This window comes from Burkholderia sp. AcTa6-5, assembly GCF_017815075.1.
In the GTDB taxonomy this organism is placed as follows: Bacteria; Pseudomonadota; Gammaproteobacteria; order Burkholderiales; family Burkholderiaceae; genus Burkholderia; species Burkholderia sola.
In genome coordinates this window covers 264,452-282,730 of record NZ_JAGIQE010000003.1, presented here as the reverse complement: position 1 = coordinate 282,730, position 18,279 = coordinate 264,452, and the positions used below count along the sequence as shown (strand labels likewise).

At 68.1% G+C, this 18,279-nt stretch carries 19 protein-coding genes and 1 tRNA gene; 12 read left to right on the top strand and 8 right to left on the bottom strand.

The window, feature by feature from the left end:
- Positions 1–28 precede the first annotated feature (28 nt).
- The 4 genes from copC (at position 29) to J8I33_RS06375 (ending at position 3,026) form a co-directional block, all read left to right on the top strand.
- Positions 29–403, top strand: a complete 375-nt coding sequence (gene copC / locus J8I33_RS06390) for a copper homeostasis periplasmic binding protein CopC (RefSeq protein ID WP_209926351.1) — start codon at positions 29–31, stop codon at positions 401–403.
- Positions 404–469: 66 nt separating this feature from the next.
- Positions 470–970 carry a DinB family protein gene (locus J8I33_RS06385; protein WP_209933945.1) on the top strand — a complete coding sequence of 167 codons (501 nt, stop codon included), beginning with the start codon at positions 470–472 and terminating at the stop codon, positions 968–970.
- Positions 971–1,152: 182 nt separating this feature from the next.
- On the top strand, positions 1,153–1,926 hold the full coding sequence (locus tag J8I33_RS06380; protein ID WP_027785181.1) for an SDR family oxidoreductase: 774 nt from the start codon (positions 1,153–1,155) through the stop codon (positions 1,924–1,926).
- A gap of 164 nt (positions 1,927–2,090) precedes the next feature.
- Entirely contained in the window at positions 2,091–3,026 is a 936-nt protein-coding gene (locus J8I33_RS06375; RefSeq protein WP_209926354.1) for a LysR family transcriptional regulator, read from the top strand.
- Positions 3,027–3,137: 111 nt separating this feature from the next.
- Here the strand turns inward: J8I33_RS06375 and J8I33_RS06370 are convergent, their stop codons facing one another.
- Complete coding sequence (locus tag J8I33_RS06370) at positions 3,138–4,025, bottom strand: LysR substrate-binding domain-containing protein (protein ID WP_124593581.1); 888 nt, start codon at positions 4,023–4,025, stop codon at positions 3,138–3,140.
- Positions 4,026–4,131: 106 nt separating this feature from the next.
- On the opposite strand from J8I33_RS06370, the gene J8I33_RS06365 reads away from it, so the two are divergent.
- Entirely contained in the window at positions 4,132–5,022 is an 891-nt protein-coding gene (locus tag J8I33_RS06365) for an alpha/beta hydrolase (RefSeq protein WP_209933944.1), read from the top strand.
- 26 nt (positions 5,023–5,048) lie between these two features.
- On the opposite strand, the gene J8I33_RS06360 is transcribed toward J8I33_RS06365, so the two are convergent.
- Positions 5,049–5,948: an SDR family oxidoreductase gene (locus tag J8I33_RS06360; protein WP_050017516.1), complete on the bottom strand. Its 900-nt coding sequence runs from the start codon at positions 5,946–5,948 to the stop codon at positions 5,049–5,051.
- Between the two features lie 44 nt (positions 5,949–5,992).
- Positions 5,993–6,730, bottom strand: a complete 738-nt coding sequence (locus tag J8I33_RS06355) for an SDR family oxidoreductase (protein ID WP_209933939.1) — start codon at positions 6,728–6,730, stop codon at positions 5,993–5,995.
- Between the two features lie 120 nt (positions 6,731–6,850).
- Between J8I33_RS06355 and J8I33_RS06350 the strand changes: the two genes are divergently transcribed.
- The gene (locus J8I33_RS06350; RefSeq protein ID WP_050017513.1) at positions 6,851–7,753 is read left to right on the top strand and encodes a LysR family transcriptional regulator; all 903 of its coding nucleotides are present in this window, start codon (positions 6,851–6,853) and stop codon (positions 7,751–7,753) included.
- Between the two features lie 128 nt (positions 7,754–7,881).
- On the opposite strand, the gene J8I33_RS06345 is transcribed toward J8I33_RS06350, so the two are convergent.
- The 3 genes from J8I33_RS06345 to J8I33_RS06335 all read right to left on the bottom strand — a co-directional run bounded on the left by J8I33_RS06345 (position 7,882) and on the right by J8I33_RS06335 (position 10,243).
- A tRNA-Leu gene (locus J8I33_RS06345) sits at positions 7,882–7,966 on the bottom strand.
- A 95-nt stretch (positions 7,967–8,061) separates the two neighbouring features.
- Positions 8,062–9,237 (bottom strand): ABC transporter substrate-binding protein, encoded by a 1,176-nt coding sequence (locus J8I33_RS06340; RefSeq protein WP_050012081.1) that lies wholly within the window; start codon positions 9,235–9,237, stop codon positions 8,062–8,064.
- Positions 9,238–9,301: 64 nt separating this feature from the next.
- Positions 9,302–10,243: a CysB family HTH-type transcriptional regulator gene (locus J8I33_RS06335; RefSeq protein ID WP_006478072.1), complete on the bottom strand. Its 942-nt coding sequence runs from the start codon at positions 10,241–10,243 to the stop codon at positions 9,302–9,304.
- A gap of 214 nt (positions 10,244–10,457) precedes the next feature.
- Here J8I33_RS06335 and J8I33_RS06330 point away from each other — a divergent pair, with 214 nt between their 5' ends.
- The 6 genes from J8I33_RS06330 (at position 10,458) to cobA (ending at position 16,635) form a co-directional block, all read left to right on the top strand.
- Positions 10,458–12,137: a nitrite/sulfite reductase gene (locus J8I33_RS06330; RefSeq protein ID WP_124593591.1), complete on the top strand. Its 1,680-nt coding sequence runs from the start codon at positions 10,458–10,460 to the stop codon at positions 12,135–12,137.
- A gap of 25 nt (positions 12,138–12,162) precedes the next feature.
- The gene (locus J8I33_RS06325) at positions 12,163–12,705 is read left to right on the top strand and encodes a DUF934 domain-containing protein (RefSeq protein ID WP_050012079.1); all 543 of its coding nucleotides are present in this window, start codon (positions 12,163–12,165) and stop codon (positions 12,703–12,705) included.
- Positions 12,702–13,448, top strand: a complete 747-nt coding sequence (locus J8I33_RS06320) for a phosphoadenylyl-sulfate reductase (RefSeq protein WP_209926356.1) — start codon at positions 12,702–12,704, stop codon at positions 13,446–13,448. The genes J8I33_RS06325 and J8I33_RS06320 overlap by 4 nt, the downstream gene beginning before the upstream one ends.
- Positions 13,449–13,523: 75 nt before the next feature.
- Complete coding sequence (gene cysD / locus J8I33_RS06315) at positions 13,524–14,486, top strand: sulfate adenylyltransferase subunit CysD (RefSeq protein WP_124554761.1); 963 nt, start codon at positions 13,524–13,526, stop codon at positions 14,484–14,486.
- Between the two features lie 22 nt (positions 14,487–14,508).
- A complete protein-coding gene (locus J8I33_RS06310) occupies positions 14,509–15,825 on the top strand; it encodes a sulfate adenylyltransferase subunit 1 (RefSeq protein WP_050012076.1) in 1,317 nt (438 codons plus the stop codon).
- A gap of 60 nt (positions 15,826–15,885) precedes the next feature.
- Positions 15,886–16,635 (top strand): uroporphyrinogen-III C-methyltransferase, encoded by a 750-nt coding sequence (gene cobA, locus J8I33_RS06305; protein ID WP_050012075.1) that lies wholly within the window; start codon positions 15,886–15,888, stop codon positions 16,633–16,635.
- A gap of 84 nt (positions 16,636–16,719) precedes the next feature.
- Here the strand turns inward: cobA and J8I33_RS06300 are convergent, their stop codons facing one another.
- Positions 16,720–17,100: a CbiX/SirB N-terminal domain-containing protein gene (locus J8I33_RS06300; RefSeq protein ID WP_050012074.1), complete on the bottom strand. Its 381-nt coding sequence runs from the start codon at positions 17,098–17,100 to the stop codon at positions 16,720–16,722.
- 27 nt (positions 17,101–17,127) lie between these two features.
- A complete protein-coding gene (gene lptG, locus J8I33_RS06295; protein ID WP_209933932.1) occupies positions 17,128–18,276 on the bottom strand; it encodes an LPS export ABC transporter permease LptG in 1,149 nt (382 codons plus the stop codon).
- Positions 18,277–18,279: the final 3 nt, after the last annotated feature.

Genomic DNA, 18,279 nt, shown 5'->3' with positions numbered 1-18,279 from the left:
GCGCCCGTTCATTCTTCACGGACAGTCCATGCGTTTCGATTCATTCCCGTTCGGCCGACACGTTGCCACCGTCATCGTGGCCGCGACCGTTTCGTCGGCCGCGTTCGCGCACGCGCATCTCGCAACGAGCGACCCGGCGGCGGGGGCGACGCTGGCTGCCGCACCGGCCGCCGTCACGATCGACTTCACCGAGCCGCTGGAGCCGGCATTCAGCTCGATCGTCGTCGTCGATGGCGCCGGCAAGACTGTGTCGGACGGCCGCGCGCGCATCGACGCGTCGAACCGCAAGCGGATGACGGTGCCGCTCGCGGCGCCCGGCACGGGCGCGTACGCGGTGAAGTGGGTGGCCGTCGCGACCGACGGGCATCGCACGCAGGGCGCGTACGGCTTCAGCGTGAAGTGACGCAACGGCGGCGGCAGGCCCGTGCCAGGATTGCCGCTCGCCTTCATCCGACAGGGAGGCTCCCGCATGAATCCGACGACGCTCGACGCACTCGCCGATTTTCCCCGTCAGCTCGAAGCGCATTTCGCGGCCGTGCCCGACGGCTATACGCGCTGGACCCCCGACGACTGGGCCGGCATGCCGAGCGAGCACTTCTCGCCGCTCGGGCAGCTCTGCCACGTGCGTGACATCGAGATCGACGGCTATCACGTGCGGCTGCGTCGCATGCTCGACGAAGACCACCCGCTGCTCGTGTCGATCGATGGCGACGCGCTCGCGATCGAACGGCGCTACGACGACGCGTATGCGTCCGACGTGCTCGCGGCGATTCGCGACGCACGGCGCGAGACGCTGGCGCTGCTGTCGCGCCTAACGCCCGAACAGTTCGAGCGTACCGGCGAATTCGACGGCTACGGTTCGCTGACCGTGCGCGGGCTGGTCCATTACCTGTGCAGCCACGACCAGCAGCACCTGGCCGGCATGCAGTGGCTGCTCGGCAAGATCGACGCGGCGCGGTACGCGCGCTGAGCCGGCCGGCGGCGGCGCCGCAATCGGTCGCGGAATCCGGCGCCGCCGTCGGTGCGGCAGATCACCTTGCGCGGCTTCGATTGGATCGGTTTTCTGGATAATCCATCCAGCGTCGACCGGCTGATCGGCGCGTCGCGTATGCCTACACTCCTAGCTTCGTTCAACGAAAAAAGGAGTCAACCGTGGCAACTCATACGCTCGCAGACAAGGTCGTCCTGATCGCAGGCGGCGCAAAGAATCTCGGCGGCCTGATCGCGCGGGACCTGGCGGGCCACGGCGCGAAGGCGGTGGCGATTCACTACAACAGCGCGGCGTCGCAGGCGCAGGCCGAGGAGACGGCTGCGGCGGTGCGCGCGGCTGGCGCGCAAGCCGCGACGTTCCAGGCGGACCTGACGACGGCCGCCGCGGTCGAGAAGCTGTTCGACGACGCGAAGCAGCGCTTCGGCAAGATCGACATCGCGATCAACACGGTCGGCAAGGTGCTGAAGAAGCCGTTCACCGAGATCAGCGAGGCCGAGTACGACGAGATGTTCGCGGTCAACAGCAAGTCGGCGTTCTTCTTCATCAAGGAAGCCGGGCGGCATCTCGAGGATCACGGCAAGCTCGTCACGCTCGTGACGTCGCTGCTCGGCGCGTTCACGCCGTTCTACGCGGCGTACGAAGGATCGAAGGCGCCGGTCGAGCATTTCACGCGCGCGGCGTCGAAGGAGTACGGCGCACGCGGGATCTCGGTGACGGCCGTCGGGCCGGGCCCGATGGACACGCCGTTCTTCTATCCGGCCGAAGGCGCCGATGCGGTCGCGTATCACAAGACGGCCGCCGCGCTGTCGCCGTTCAGCAAGACCGGGCTGACCGACATCGAGGACGTCGTGCCGTTCATCCGCCATCTCGTGACCGACGGCTGGTGGATCACGGGCCAGACGATCCTGATCAACGGCGGCTATACGACCAAGTAACCGGGCCGCTTGCGGCCGCGCGGCGCGCCGCAATGGCGCGTTTGCGTGGACAATGGACGGGCGCGCAGCCACGAGGCCGCGCGCCCGTTTTCTCTTGTCGCCGAAGCCAGCCGCGCTGCGTGGCGGCCGGCGCCGACCGTCGTTCGAACCCGGGTTTCCCGTCGATGGACAAGCTGGATCAGGTCAGGATCTTTCTGCAGGTTGCCGAGATGGGCAGCTTCATCAAGGCCGCGCATGCGCTCGACGTGCCGCGCGCGACCGTGTCGGCGGCCGTCCAGCAACTCGAGACGGCGCTCGGCACGCGGCTGCTGCACCGCACGACGCGCCAGGTGCAACTGACCGCCGACGGCGCGCTGCTGCTCGAACGCGGCCGGCGCCTGCTCGCGGAAGCCGACGAACTCGACCGCCTGTTCCGGCGCCGCGACCGCGACGTGGTCGGGCGGCTGAACGTCGACGTGCCGAGCCGGATCGCCCGCCGCGTCGTGGCGCCCGCGCTGCCGTCGCTGTTTCGCCGCCACCCGAAGCTGCAACTGTCGCTGGGCTCCACCGACCGCGCGATCGACCTCGTGCAGGAGGGCGTCGATTGCGCGATCCGCGTCGGGCGGCTCGCGGACAGCAGCCTCGTCGTTCGGCCGCTTGGGCAGTTCACGCTGATCAACTGCGCGAGCCCCGACTACCTGCGCGAATGCGGCGTGCCCGAGCATCCGGATGCGCTCGCGCACGGGCACCGGGCGATCGGCTATGCGTCGCCGACGACGGGGCGCGAACTCGGCTGGGAATATTGCGCGGACGGGCAGCGGCACATGCTGACGCTGCCGAGCCGCGTGATCGTCAACAACGCCGAAACCTACATCGCCAGCTGCGTCGCGGGAATGGGGCTGATCCAGATTCCGCGCTTCGACGTCGAGCATTTGCTGGCAAGCGGCGCACTCGTCGACGTGATGCCCGGCCACCGCGCCGAGCCGATGGACGTGTCGGCCGTGTATCCGCACCGCCGGCATCGCTCGAGGCGGCTCAACGCGTTCATCGAGTGGTTCGGCGCGTTGATGGTGGAGGCATTGAACGACGCGGGCGCGAGCGACAGCGACAGCGGCGACTGAAAGCGGCATCGTGCCGGTATCCGCGGCCGTCCGCCGATCACCGACTCGCGACGCCGCTCGATCGGCGCCGGCGCGAGACGGCGGCCCGTGCGGCGAGCGCGCCGCGCGTGCTCAGTCGGCGAACTGCCGCGTGCGCCCGGTGGCCCGCACCGCGTCGATCAGCGCGGCGCCGACGCCGGCGGGTTTCGACGCAAATGCGTAAAAGCGGGCGGCCGGCAGCGCCGGCAGGCCGTCGTGCGGCCCGCACGCGCGCAGGCCGTCGCGCAGTTGGCTGCGCGCGAGCGCCGTGACCGCGAAGCCGGCGAGCGCGGCCGACATGCAGCCGGCCATGCTCGCGCTTTCGAACAGCACGCGAAACGGCCGCAGCGCCGCCGCGAGCGCGGACACCGCGGCTTCCCGATACACGCACGGTTCCGGAAACAGCGCGAGCGGCACGCGTTCCTCGGCGTCGAGCGCCGTATCGGCCGCGAATGCCCACACGAGCGGCTCCTCCCACAGCAGTTCGCCGGGCGTGTCGACCTGTCGGCACTGCTTGCCGAACACGACGTCGAGCCGGCCCAGCGATTGCTCCCGTAGCAGCGACGCGGTGATGCCGACTTTCAGTTCGATCGATGTGCGCGGATGGCCGTCGCGGAACGTGCGCAGCACCTGCGGCAGCCATGTGCCCGCGAAATCCTCCGACGCGCCGACTCGCAGCGGCCCGTGCGCCGGTGCGCCGCGCAGCCGCGCGCGCACCTCGCGCTCCATGTCGACGATGTTGCGCGCGTACGCGTACAGCGTGTCGCCGGCCGGCGTCAGCGCGATCCGGCGGGTCGTGCGCGCCAGCAGCACGGTGCCGGCCGCCTGTTCGAGCCGCTTGATGTGGCCGCTGACGGCGGACGGCGTCAACGCGAGGCGTTCCGCGGCCGGCGCGAACCCGTGGCTGTCGACGACTTCGAGAAAGGTGCGCAGCAGCGCGATGTCGAGCGCGGTCGACGCGGGATCGGTCGGCGGTTCCATGGATCGATTCAACGCGATATTCGAAGAGTGAATCATGATACTCCGCGAATCGTGATGAAAGGCCGACCTACCATCGGATGTTCATGCTGACCTGAGGGAGTACACGATGACGACCTATACGCATGCGACGACCGCGTCGCTCGACATTGCCTATCTCGAATGGAACCCGCGCGGCGAGCGCGTGGCCGTGCTGCTGCACGGCTGGCCGGACAGCCCGGTCGGCTGGGAGGCGGTGGCCGCGGGGCTGGCCGCACGCGGCTACCGCGTGCTCGCGCCCGCGTTGCGCGGCTTCGCGCCGACGCGCTTTCGCGACGCATCCGTGCCGCGCAGCGGCCAGCTCGCGGCGCTCGGGCGCGACCTGCTCGAATTCGTCGACGTGCTCGGCATCGAGCGGCCCGTGCTGGTCGGGCACGACTGGGGCGCCCGCGCGGCCGCGAACGCGTGCGGGCTGCGCGACAGTGCCGCATCGCAGCTGGTGATGCTGTCGGTCGGGTACGGCACCAACGATCCCGCCCAGCCGCTGTCGCTGCAGCAGGCGCGCAACTACTGGTATCACTGGTTCATGGCGACGCCGCGCGGCGAGCAGGCGCTGCGCCACGACCGCCGCGCGTTCGCGCGCCTGATGTGGGATACGTGGTCGCCGCCGGGCTGGTATCGCGACAGCGATTTCGACGCGGCAGCCGTCGCGTTCGACGGACCCGACTGGATCGACGTCGTACTGCATTCGTACCGGCAGCGCTGGGGCTTCGCGCCGGGCGCGCCGGCCTATGCCGACGACGACGCGCGGCTGAACCCGGCGCCCGTGCTGGCGGTGCCGACGCTCGTGCTGCATGGCGGCGCGGACACTTGCAACCATCCCGACAGCTCGGCGGGGCGGGAGCGGTTCTTCGCCGGGCGCTACGAGCGGCAGGTGCTCGACGGAATCGGGCACTTCCCGCAGCGCGAATCCGCGGCGGCGGTCGCGGACGCGATTCTCCGGTTCTGCGAGCGGGATTGACGCGCGCCGGCCCGGCGCGCGAACGATCAGCCGTCGATGCGCGGCGCGAGCAGGTCGCCCAGGCCGATGTTCCTGAACATCTCGCGGCGGATGCGATCGCCGACGCGGAACACTTCCTCGGCGCCGTCCTGCGACGGGTCGACGAACACGCGGTACGGGCGCTTGCCGGCCGGCGCCGCGACGAGTTCGGCAATCGCCGTGGCGACGGCGCCCGCGTCGGCGTCCGCCGGTTCAAGCGCGGCGAGGCCCTTCAACGCCTGATCGGCGACGCCCGCGTACGGCCCGCCGTCGTAGGCGGCTTGCACGGCGGTATCGGCCGGCTTGCCCGCATGGAGGAAGTGATTCGTGCCCCGCGTGAACGCGCCCGGCACGACGATCGACGTTTCGATGCCCCAGCGCGCGAGCTCGGCCGCGTAGGACACGGCGAGCGAGTCCATCGCGGCTTTCGCGGCGAAGTAGGGCGCGAGGAACGGCGGCGTGCCGCCGCGCGCCGACGAGGACGACACCCACACGAGCAGGCCGCGGCCCTGGCGGCGCAGATGCGGCAGCGCCGCGCGGTTCACGCGCTGGGTCGACACGACGTTGACGTCGTAGAGCTGCGCAAGCTGCTCGGGCGTGAACGCTTCGGCCGGCCCGAACACCATATGGCCGGCGTTGTGGACGACGACGTCCAGACGCCCATTGTCGGCGATCACGCGATCGATGGCGGCGTCGACGGAGGCGTCGTCGCCGACGTCGAGTTCGACGCTGCGCAAGTCGACGCCGTGTTGTTGCGCATAGGCGGCGATGGCGGCGACGCGCGGCGCATTGCGCCCGGCGCTCTCGCGCATCGATGCGTAGACCGTGTGACCGGCGCGGGCGAGCGCCTGGGCCGTCAGCAAGCCGAAGCCGCTGGACGCGCCGGTGACGAGGACGACTTGGTTCATGAGCATTCTCCTGGCGGAAAGATGAGGCGGCGGTGAGCGGTCCGTCAGCACATGCCGCCGTTGGCGCGCAGGATCTGGCCGTTGATCCACGCGCCGTCCGGGCCGGCGAGGAACGCGACGACGCGCGCGATGTCGTCGGGCTGGCCGAGCCGCTCGAGCGGGTTCAGCTTCGCGAGCCGATCGATGAGTTCGGGGCTCTTGCCCTGCAGGAACAGCTCGGTCGCGACCGGTCCCGGCGCGACGGCGTTCACGCGGACGCTGCGCCCGCGCATTTCCTGCGCGAGCACCTGCGTGAGGCTTTCGACCGCGGCCTTGCTGGCGACGTACACGCCGTACGTCGGCATGCGCATGCCGATCACGCTGGTCGACAGGTTGATGATGCGCCCGCCGTCGCGCACCCGCCTGGCCGCTTCGCGGCAGACGTTGAACGTGCCTTTCACGTTGATCGCGAACGTTTCGTCGAACAGCGCGTCGTCGCAGTCGGCGATGGCCGACAGCTTCATCACGCCTGCGGAATTGACCACCACATCCAGACCGCCGAATGCGTCGCGGGTGGCGTCGAACAGCGCGGCCACGGCCGCTGGATCGGCGACGTTCGCCTGCACCGCGACCGCATGGCCGCCGTCGGCGACGATCGCGTCGACCACTTCGCGGGCCGGGCCGGCGCTGCCGGCATAGTTGACGACGACCCGGAAGCCGTCCCGGGCGAGCTGGCGTGCGATTTCCGCGCCGATGCCGCGCGACGAACCCGTGACGAGGGCGACTTGTTCCGATGTGCTCATGTCCTGCTCCTGATGAAGGTTGAATGCCGTTCGATCCGGCGACAGGACTTACTGTAGGCTTCCTCGATCAATAAAAATAATGAATAATCATCAGTCAATGAATGACTGAAAGTATGTCTCATGGGATTCGACAGCAGATTGCTCAGCGGTATCGGCGTGCTCTCGGCGGTGATCGAGGCCGGCACCTTCGCGCGGGCGGGCGAGGCGATGGGGCTGACTCAACCGGCGGTGAGTCGCGCCGTCGCCCGGCTGGAAGAGCGGGTCGGCATCCGGATCTTCAACCGGACGGCGCGCGCGATCACGTTGACCGACGAAGGGCGACGCTTTTACGAGGCGGTCGCGCCGCTGCTGGCCGGCATCGAGGAGGCGGCGCTCGACGCCGGCCAGTCGAAGGCGCGCGTGAGGGGGCGGCTGCGGGTCAACGTGGACGGCACGTTCGGCCACTACGTGCTGGCGCCGCGGATGGCGGAATTTCTCGACCGCTTTCCCGACCTGTCGGTCGAAATCAGCGTGCGGGACCGGATGGGCGACCTCGTCGCCGACGGCTTCGACGTGGCGGTGCGCTTCGGCATCCCGGAGCCGTCGTCATATCGCGCGCGGCTGCTGCTCGAGACGCGCGTGCTGACCTGCGCGTCGGCGGCCTACGTCGCGCGTCATGGCGAACCGCGGCACCCTCGGGATCTCGCGGACGCTCACCGGTGCGTGCTGATCCGCGATCCGGTGACGGGGCGGCCGTACGAATGGGAGTTTCATCGCGGCAAGGAAGTCGTGCCGGTCGACGCCGCCGGCAGGCTGACGGTCAACGATACGGGCGGGCTGCTCGGCGCGTGCCTGGGCGGTGTCGGCATTGCGCAATTGCTCGAGCTCTATGCGCGGGACGTGCTGGCCGACGGGCGGTTGGTGCAGTTGTTGCCCGAGTGGGCGGACGAGACGTTCCCGCTTTATGCGTATCATCACGCGTCGAATCTCGTTTCGGCGAAGGTGAGGGTGTTTCTGGATTTCGTCCGCGAGTTGATGGCCTGAGCGTACCGGGCGGCAGGCCGCCGTCGATCACTGGGTGCGGTGCGGAACGCGCACCATAAACAAAAAACCCGCGAAGCGGCGAGCTTGCGCGGGTTTCGACAAAGGCAGCGCATGACGCTGCGAAAGACTGGTGCCCAGGGCCGGAATCGAACCGGCACGCCTTGCGGCGGGGGATTTTGAGTCCCCTGCGTCTACCAATTTCACCACCTGGGCTTGATCCTGGCCGCGCATACGGTGGTGCGCGGCGAAACGCGGATTATGGCGGAAAACGGGGCACTGGGCAAGCAACCCGGTGCCCGGCATGCAAGTCACTGGCTCAGATAGACGAACCGGCCCTGTTTCACGATCCCCATCACGCTCGCGCGCTGGTCGAGCCCCACGTGATCCTTGTCGCTCGTATTGACGACGCCGTTCGGCACGACGAGCTCGTGCGCGCGTTCGAGTTCGCGCCGCAGCGCCGTGCGGAAGGCCGGCGTGCCGGGCTGCGCGGCCTTCAGCGCACGGCCGACCGCATCGGCGAGGCGCGGATACACGCCCGCCGCATCGCCCGCGAACTGCGTGACCGTGCCGGCGCCGTACTTCGTCTCGTACGCATCGACGAACGCGAGCGCGGCCTGGCGGGCCGGATGGTCGGCCGGCAACGTGCGCGCGACGACGACCGGCTGGGTCGGGAACAGCGTCCCGTCCACATCCTTGCCGCCGAGCTTGATGAATTCCGGCGTCGCGATCCCGTGCGTCTGGTAGATCGCGCCCTTGTAGCCGCGCTCGATCAGCGTGCGCTGCGGCAGCACGGTCGGCGTGCCCGCGCCCGCGATCAGGATCGCGTCGGGTTTCGCCGCGATCAGCTTCAGCGCCTGACCCGTGACGCTCGCGTCGGTGCGGTTGAAGCGCTCGGTCGCGATCACGCGGATCTTGCGCAGGTCCGCGAAGCGCGTGAATTCGTTGAGCCAGCTGTCGCCATAGCTGTCCGCGAAGCCGATGAAGCCGACCGTTTTCACGCCGTGGTTGGCCATGTAGCGCGTCATCACGTCGGCCATCGCGCGGTCGCTCTGCGCCATCTTGAACGCCCAGGTTCGCGCGCCTTCCTGCGGCTCGACGATCGAGCCCGAGCCGACCAGCGTGATCATCGGCGTCTGCGCGGCGGCCACCGCGTCGAGCGCCGCGAGCGCGGCCGGCGTGATGTTCGGGCCGACCACGACGTCGACGTGATCCTCGTCGACCAGCTTGCGGATGTTGCGCACCGCGGCGCCCGGATCGGACGCGTCGTCGAGCACCGTGACCTGCACGGGCTGCCCGGCGATCGTCTTCGGCCACATCAGGATCGCGTTCTTGCTCGTGATGCCGATCGCGGCGGCCGGGCCGGTCGACGACAGGTCGACGCCGACCTTCAGGTCGGCATGCGCGGCCGCGCAGGCCAGTACGAGGGCGGCGCCGGCGGCGCGGCGCAACGAGGCGGGCAGCCGTGGCAGGGCGGGAAGCGTCATGCGGGAATCTCCGTCGGGCAACAAAACGGGGCGCGACAGGCGCCCCTGTGTTCATACCTGTCCGTCAAAGCTCATACGATTCGGCTTCGCCCTTGAGCGCCTGTTCGATCAGCTTGCGGTTCAGCGTCGGCGACAGCAGTTCGACGAGCGTATACACATAGCTGCGCAGGTAGGCGCCCTGCTTGAGCGCGACGCGCGTCACGTTGCTGCCGAACAGGTGGCCGACCGGGATCAGCCGCAGGCCGCGATCGCGCTCGGGATTGAACGCGATGTCGGCCATGATGCCGACGCCGAGGCCGAGTTCGACATAGGTCTTGATCACGTCGGCGTCGATCGCCTCGAGCACGATGTCCGGCGACAGCCCGCGCAGCGCGAACGCATGATTGATCTTCTTGCGGCCCGCGAACGCGTCGTCGTACGTGATCAGCGGGTATTGGGCGAGATCGTCCAGCGTGACCGGCTTGCGTTCGAGCAGCGGATGGTCGGCCGGCACGACGGCCGCGTGATGCCACTGGAAGCACGGCAGCGACACGAGCTCCTTGTAGTCGGAGATCGCCTCGGTCGCGATCGCGAGATCGGCCTGGTCGTGGATCACCATCTCGGCTACTTGCGTCGGGCTGCCTTGCAGGATCGACAGGTGCACCTTCGGGAAGCGCTTCTTGAACTCGGCGATCGCGGCCGGCAGCGAGTAGCGGGCCTGCGTGTGGGTCGCCGCGATGGTCAGGTTGCCCTGGTCCTGCGCCGCATAATCTTTTCCGACCCTTTTCAGGCTTTCCACTTCCTGGAGAATCCGCTCGACCGACGCGAGAATGATCCGGCCCGGCTCGGTGAGGGAGCGCACGCGCTTGCCGTGCCGCGTGAAGATCTCGACGCCCAGCTCGTCCTCGAGCTCGATGATCGCCTTCGACACCCCCGGTTGCGACGTGTAGAGCGCCTTGGCGGCCTCGGTGAGGTTGAAATTCTGGCGGACGGCCTCGCGCACGAAGCGAAATTGGTGCAGGTTCATTTATAACCCTTCCGCATATCAACAGAATTTTTTAGTCGTTTGAAATATAAGGCGAGTTTATTACGATTCACCGGAGTTTTTCAAATATGGATATCTGTTTTCGTCATTAGCAATCCAGCCGGCCTCGGTTGGCGGCGATGACGACGGAACGGAGATTCGGGCGCGACGTGGCTAGGACGTCGCGCGGTCACCACGAAAACCCTGGGGTCCCCGAATGTATCAGTACGACCAATACGACCAGACGATCGTCGACGAGCGAGTCGCGCAGTACCGCGACCAGGTGCGCCGCCGGCTGTCGGGCGAGTTGAGCGAAGACGAATTCCGTCCGCTGCGTCTGCAGAACGGCCTGTACATGCAGCGCCATGCGTACATGCACCGCATCGCGATTCCGTACGGCAACCTGCGCAGCGACCAGCTCCGGATGCTGGCCCGCATCGCCCGCGAACACGACCGCGGCTACGGTCACTTCTCGACGCGCTCGAACATCCAGTTCAACTGGATCGAGCTCGAAGACACGCCCGAGATCCTCGCGAAGCTCGCGTCGGTGCAGATGCACGGGATCCAGACGTCGGGCAACTGCATCCGCAACATCACGGCCGACCAGTTCGCCGGCGTCGCCCAGGACGAAGAGATCGATCCGCGCCCTTGGGCCGAGGTCCTGCGCCAGTGGTCGACGTTCCATCCCGAATTCGCGTGGCTGCCGCGCAAGTTCAAGATCGCGGTGTCGGGCTCGAAGCACGACCGCGCGGCCGTGCAGATCCACGACCTCGGCGTGTACCTGAAGAAGAACGCGCAGGGCGAGGTGGTCGCGAGCATCCTCGCGGGCGGCGGCCTCGGCCGCACGCCGATCATCGGCGCGGTGATCAAGGAAGACCTGCCGTGGCAGCACCTGCTCACGTACTGCGAAGCCGTGCTGCGCGTATACAACCGCTACGGCCGCCGCGACAACCTCTACAAGGCGCGGATCAAGATCCTCGTGAAGGCGCTGTCGCCGGCGAAGTTCGCGCAGCAGGTCGAGGAAGAGTGGCAGCACCTGAAGGACGGCCCGTCGACGCTCACGCAGGCCGAAATCGATCGCGTGTCGCAATACTTCAAGCCGCCCGTCTACGAAAAGCTGCCCGACACCGACGCATCGTTCGAACAGCATCTGCTCGAGAACAAGGCGTTCGCGCGCTGGGTCGAGCGTAACGTCGCGCCGCACAAGGTGCCGGGCTATGCGGCCGTCACGCTGTCGCTGAAGGATCACCGCGTGGCCCCGGGCGACGCGACCGACGCGCAGATGGACTTGGTGGCCGACTGGGCCGACGCGTACTCGCTGGGCGAGCTGCGCGTGTCGCACGAGCAGAACCTGATCCTCGCGAACGTGAAGAAGCGCGACCTGTTCGCGCTGTGGGAAAAGGCGAAGGCGGCCGGTTTCGCGACGCCGAACGTGGGCCTGTTGACCGACATCATCGCGTGCCCGGGCGGCGACTTCTGCTCGCTCGCGAACGCGAAGTCGATCCCGATCGCGCTGGCGATCCAGCAGCGTTTCGACGATCTCGACTACGTGTACGACCTCGGCGAACTATCGCTGAACATTTCCGGTTGCATGAACTCGTGCGGTCACCACCACGTCGGCAACATCGGCATCCTCGGCGTCGACAAGGACGGCGCCGAGTGGTACCAGGTGTCGCTCGGCGGCGAGCAGGGCACGGGCCGCAACGGCGCGCGCCTCGGCCGCGTGATCGGGCCGTCGTTCTCGGCGGAAGAAGTGCCCGACGTGATCGCGAAGCTGATCGATACGTTCGTCGAGGCACGCATCGACGGCGAGCGCTTCGTCGACACGTACGACCGCATCGGCATCGCACCGTTCAAGGAGCGCGTGTATGCGGCGCGCCAGGCAGTGAACGCGTAACCAACCGGGTAGAGGGAATTTGCAGATGGCTTCGATTATCAAGAACCGCGCAGTGATCGACGACGCATGGCAGGTCGTGCGCGCGGCGGAAGACGGTGCGCTGCCCGCGGTCGACGCATTGCCGGCCGGCAAGGTGCTCGTGCCGTTCGCGTGGTGGCAGGCCGAGCGCGCGGCGCTCGTCGCCGCGAAGACGAAGGACGAGCTCGGCGTGTGGCTCGCGCCGGACAGCGAACCGGCCGATCTCGTGGCCGACTTCGGCGCGATTTCGCTGATCGCCGTGGATTTCCCGCGCTTCGCGGACGGCCGCGGCTACAGCATCGCGCGCCTGTTGCGCGAGCGCCATGGCTGGACCGGCGAGTTGCGCGCGATCGGCGACGTGCTGCGCGACCAGCTGCTGTACATGTCGCGTTGCGGCTTCGACGCATTCGCGGTGCGTGCCGACAAGGACATCCACGACGCGCTGAATGCGTTCACGGAATTCACGCAGCGTTACCAGGGCGCGTTCGACGAGCCGGCGCCGCTGTTCCGCCGCCGCGAGGCGGCGGTCGACACGAAGGTGAGCGCATGAGCACCGCCACCGCGCTGACGCCGGAGCTTGCCGCGAAGGTCGAGCGCCTCGACGCGCTGCTCGCGCAGATCGGCGAGCGTCACGACAAGGTGAAATTCGCGAGCAGCCTCGCCGCGGAAGACATGCTGCTCACGCACGCGATCCTGTCGAAGGGCGTGTCGATCGGCATCTTCTCGCTGAACACGGGCCGCCTGCACGCGGAAACGCTCGGCATGATCGACCGCGTGCGCGAGCGCTACGGCTACGAGATCGAGCAGTTCCATCCGCGGCAGGACGCGGTCGACCAGTACGTGGCCGAGCACGGCTTGAATGCGTTCTACGAGAGCGTCGAGCTGCGCAAGTCGTGCTGCCACATCCGCAAGGTCGAGCCGCTGAACCGCGCGCTGGCCGACGTCGGCGCGTGGGTCACGGGCCAGCGCCGCGAGCAGTCGGTCACGCGCGCGGAGCTGCACGAGGAAGAACAGGACGAAGCGCGCGGGATCGCGAAGTACAACCCGCTCGCCGACTGGACGGAAGCCGACGTGTGGACGTACCTTAAGGCGTTCGACGTGCCGGTCAACCCGCTGCATGCGCGCGGCTACCCGAGCATCGGCTGCGAGCCGTGCACGCGCGCGATCCGTCCGGGCGAAGACAGCCGCGCGGGCCGCTGGTGGTGGGAGTCGCGCGACACGAAGGAATGCGGGCTGCACATCACGACGATCACGCCGATTCCCGCGAACGCCGAAGCCGGCGCCGCGCACTGAAGACCGACAAGAAACTGAATATTGCGCCGCCTGCGACAGCGCGCGGCACGAACCCAGAAGAGAAGGACTGAAATCATGAGCACGACGCTCGAGCAATCCGCCTTTGCCCCGCCCACCGGCGACAGCAGCCGCATGGGCCACCTCGACTGGCTCGAAGCCGAGTCGATCCACATCCTGCGCGAACTCGTTGCCGAATGCAGCAAGCCGGCGCTGCTGTTCTCGGGCGGCAAGGATTCGGTCGTCGTGCTGCATCTGGCGCTGAAGGCCTTCGGCCTCGGCGCGAACCGCAAGACGTCGCTGCCGTTCCCGCTCGTGCACATCGACACGGGCCACAACTACGAGGAAGTGATCGACTTCCGCGATCGCCGTGCGCAAGAGCTCGGCGCCGAGCTGGTGGTCGGCCACGTCGAGGATTCGATCAAGCGCGGCACGGTCGTGCTGCGCCGCGAAACCGATTCGCGCAATGCCGCGCAGGCCGTCACGCTGCTGGAAACGATCGAGCAGCACGGTTACACGGCGCTGATCGGCGGCGCGCGCCGCGACGAAGAGAAGGCACGTGCGAAGGAACGCATCTTCTCGTTCCGCGATGAATTCGGCCAGTGGGACCCGAAGGCTCAGCGCCCGGAACTGTGGAGCCTGTACAACGCCCGCCTGCACAAGGGCGAGCATCTGCGCGTGTTCCCGATCTCGAACTGGACCGAGCTCGACGTGTGGCAGTACATCGCACGCGAGAATCTCGAACTGCCGTCGATCTACTACGCGCACCAGCGCGAGATCGTGCGCCGCAACGGGCTGCTCGTGCCGGTCACGCCGCTCACGCCGATGCGTGACGGCGAGACGAGCGAGCTCGCGCAAGTGCGCTTCCGCACGGTCGGCGACATCAGCTGCACGTGCCCGGTCGAGAGCGACGCGGACGACGTCGAGAAGATCATCGCCGAGACGGCGGTGACCGAGATCACCGAGCGCGGCGCGACCCGGATGGACGACCAGGCATCCGAAGCCGCGATGGAACAGCGCAAGAAGCAAGGTTATTTCTGAAGCACACGAGGACATTCACATCATGAGCATCATCGAGAACAACGAAGACCTCGGCGTGTTGCGCTTCATCACCGCGGGCAGCGTCGACGACGGCAAGAGCACGCTGATCGGCCGCCTGCTGTACGACAGCAAGGCCGTGCTGTCCGACCAGCTGTCCGCGCTGTCGCGCGCGAAGAACAAGCGCACGGTCGGCGACGAGCTCGATCTCGCGCTGCTGACGGACGGCCTCGAAGCCGAGCGCGAGCAGGGCATCACGATCGACGTCGCGTACCGCTACTTCGCGACCGCGAAGCGCAAGTTCATCATCGCCGACACGCCGGGCCACGAGCAGTACACGCGCAACATGGTGACGGGCGCATCGACCGCGCACGCGGCGATCGTGCTGATCGACGCGACGCGCATCACGGTCGAGAACGGCGTCGTGCAACTGCTGCCGCAGACCAAGCGCCACAGCGCGATCGTCAAGCTGCTCGGGCTGCAGCACGTGATCGTCGCGATCAACAAGATGGACCTCGTCGACTACAGCGAGGCGCGCTTCAACGAGATCCGCGACGCGTACGTCGCGCTCGCGAAGCAGCTCGGCCTGACCGACGTGCGCTTCGTGCCGGTGTCGGCGCTGAAGGGCGACAACATCGTCGGCGCGAGCGAGCGCATGCCGTGGTACGCGGGCGAGCCGCTGCTCGACGTGCTCGAGTCGCTGCCGGTCGAGACGCAGGCGCATGACGCGCTGCGCTTCCCGGTGCAGTGGGTCGCGCGCCAGGACGGCAGCTCGGCCGACGATTTCCGCGGCTACATGGGCCGGATCGAGTCGGGCGAAGTGAAGGTCGGCGACGCGATCGTCGTGCTGCCGTCGAACCGCACCGCGACCGTTGCCGAGATCGTCGCACCGGTGCCGGGCGGCACCGCGTCGGTCGCGCACGCGTTCGCGGGCCAGACGGTGACGATCCGTCTCGAAGAGGACGTCGACGTGTCGCGCGGCGACATGTTCGTCACGACGGCCGAGCCGGTCGAGCCGGCCAAGAAGCTGGAAGCCGACCTGTGCTGGTTCGACGACGCGCCGCTGTCGCAGCAGCGCAAGTACCTGCTGAAGCAGACCACCAGCACGGTCTTCGCGAAGATCGGCGCGGTCAAGCAGGTGCTCGACGTGCATACGCTGTCGCACGCGACCGACCGTCAGGAACTGAAGATGAACGACATCGGCCGCGTGGCGCTGACGCTGCAGAAGCCGATCGTCTGCGACACCTACGATGCGCACCCCGGTACGGGCGCGTTCGTGCTGATCGACGAGGCGACGCATCACACGGTCGCCGCGGGCATGATCCGCGCGTTCTCGGCGTAATCGTCAATCTGCGCGGCGGCGAACCGGCCGCCGCGGCAGGACCCTAGCGAAGCGACAAACATGGGCAAGGTATATCTGATCGGAGCAGGGCCGGGCGCCGCGGATCTCATCACGGTACGCGGCGTGCGGCTGCTCGAGCAGGCCGACGTCGTGCTGCACGACGCGCTCGTCGAGCCCGCGATGCTCGACTATGCGCCGAGCGCGCGCAAGATCGCGGTCGGCAAGCGCTGCGGGCAGCGTTCGACCGCGCAGCATTTCATCAACAAGCAGATCGTCGATGCGGCGCGCGAGCATGCATGCGTCGTGCGGCTGAAGGGTGGCGATCCGATGCTGTTCGGCCGAGCCGAAGAGGAAATGCGGGCGCTCGAAGCGGCCGGCATCGACTACGAGGTCGTGCCGGGCATCACCGCAGCGCTGGCCGGCGCGGCGACGCTGAAGCGTTCGCTGACGTTGCGCGGCGTGTCGCGCAGCGTCGCGTTCGCGACGCACAGCCGCGCACCGGGCAGCGACGAGATCCGCGAAGCCGCACGCGCCGATTCGATCGTCTACTACATGGGCCGCGACAGCGCGCCCGGCATCGCGCAGGAGCTGATCGACGCCGGCCGTGCGCCGGCGACGCCGGTGGCGATCGTCGAGGCCTGCAGCACCGCGCGCGAACGCACGCTGACGCTCACGCTCGCGCAGATGGCGGCCGGCGACGCGCAGGCGTGGCTCGATCCGGCGGAGCCGAGCCTGCTGATGATCGGCGATGCGTTCGCCGAACGCGCACGGCTCGCGCAGGCGGGCGATCCAATCCGCAATGCCGCCTGAGCGCGGCTCGAACGCAGTCCCCAACGAAAAAAGCGCTGGCGGATGCCGGCGCTTTTTCGTTGGGGACGACGAATGCGCCGGCTGCTACGTGTCGTCGCCGACCTGCTCGATGCAATAGCGCGCGACCGCGTCGAGCACGCCGTCGTCCTCACCGACCGCCGTCGCGCAACGGATCTCGACGCCCGGATGCGCGGCGCGGCATGCGTCGACGAGCTGCGGCAGGTCGCGGCGGACATGGCCGCCCTGGCCGAAGAATACGGGCACCACGGTGATGCGCGCGCAGCCGGCCGCGACTTGCGCGGCCACGGCCTCACCGAGCGACGGCGTCATCAGTTCGAGGAACGCGAGCGACACCTGCGCGGCCGGGGAGGCGCCGCGCAGCCGCGCGGCGAGCCGCTCGAACGGCTCGGCCCAGCGCGGGTCGCGGGCGCCGTGGCCGAACAGGACGATACCGTGCGAATGCATGTCGAAGCCTCCGTCGCGACGCGGCGCTCAGTGCCGGTCGACCCATTTGAGCGCGAACAGGCCGAGCGCGAGATAGATGAGGCCCGGCGTCGCGGCGGTGAGCGGCGCGGGCCACGTGTTCAGCGTGCCGATGTGCGAGAACAGCGTGTTGAGCAGCTGGAAGCTCATGCCGAGCATGATGCCGCCGAACACCTTCACGCCGACCACGCCGGCCCGCGTGTGCAGATACGCGAACGGCAGCGACAGCACGAGCATCACGAACACCGCGAACGGATACAGCAGCTTGCGCCACAGCGCGATGTCGTAGCGCTGCGTGTCCTGCTGGTTCTCGCGCAAGTGCTGGATGTAGCGGAACAGGTTGATGATCGACATGCGCTCCGGCGACACGAGCAGCACCGACAGAATCTGCGGCGTCAGGTCGGACCGCAGCCGGTATTCGGGCAGCGACACCTGCTGCGACCGGTACACGGGGTTCAGCGCATCGGCCGGCTGGCCGCTGATCGGCTTGATCGGCGTCAGCTCCGTTTCGGTGACGCCCGTCAGCAGCCAGTGGCCGGGCGGCTCGTAGCGGCCGGTCTGCGCGATCCGCACGTTCTGCAGCTGGAATTTCGAGTCGAATTCGTAGATGCGCACGCTGCTGATCGTCGAGTCGGGCGACAGGCTGCCGACGTTGACGAAGCGCGTGACCTGCTCGCCGTTCTCGCGGGCCGCGAGCGTGTCCTTCACCCACACGCCCGACTGGAAGTTCGACGACACCGATGCGCCGAGCGCCTGCAGCCGCACGCGTTCGGACAACTGGTCGGCGTACGGGCCGACGAATTCGCCGATCAGGTAGGTGACGATCACGAGCGGCACGCCGATCTTCAGCAGCGAGCGCAGCGCCTGGTTGGTCGCGAGGCCCGACACGCGGAAGATCGTGAATTCCGAGTTCGCGGCCATCTGCGCGAACACGTAGATCGCGCTGATCAGCGCGGCGACCGGGATGATCTCGTAGAAGCGCGACGGCGTCTGCAGCGCGACGCGCAGCACCGCGTAGCCGAACTTGTAGTTGCCGTGCCCGACCGAATTCAGTTCGCTGATCAGGTCGAAGAAGAAGAACAGACCGGAGAACGCGAACAGGATGAAGATGAACGTGACATAGATCTGCCGCGCGAAGTACTTTTCATAGAGCCGCATCGA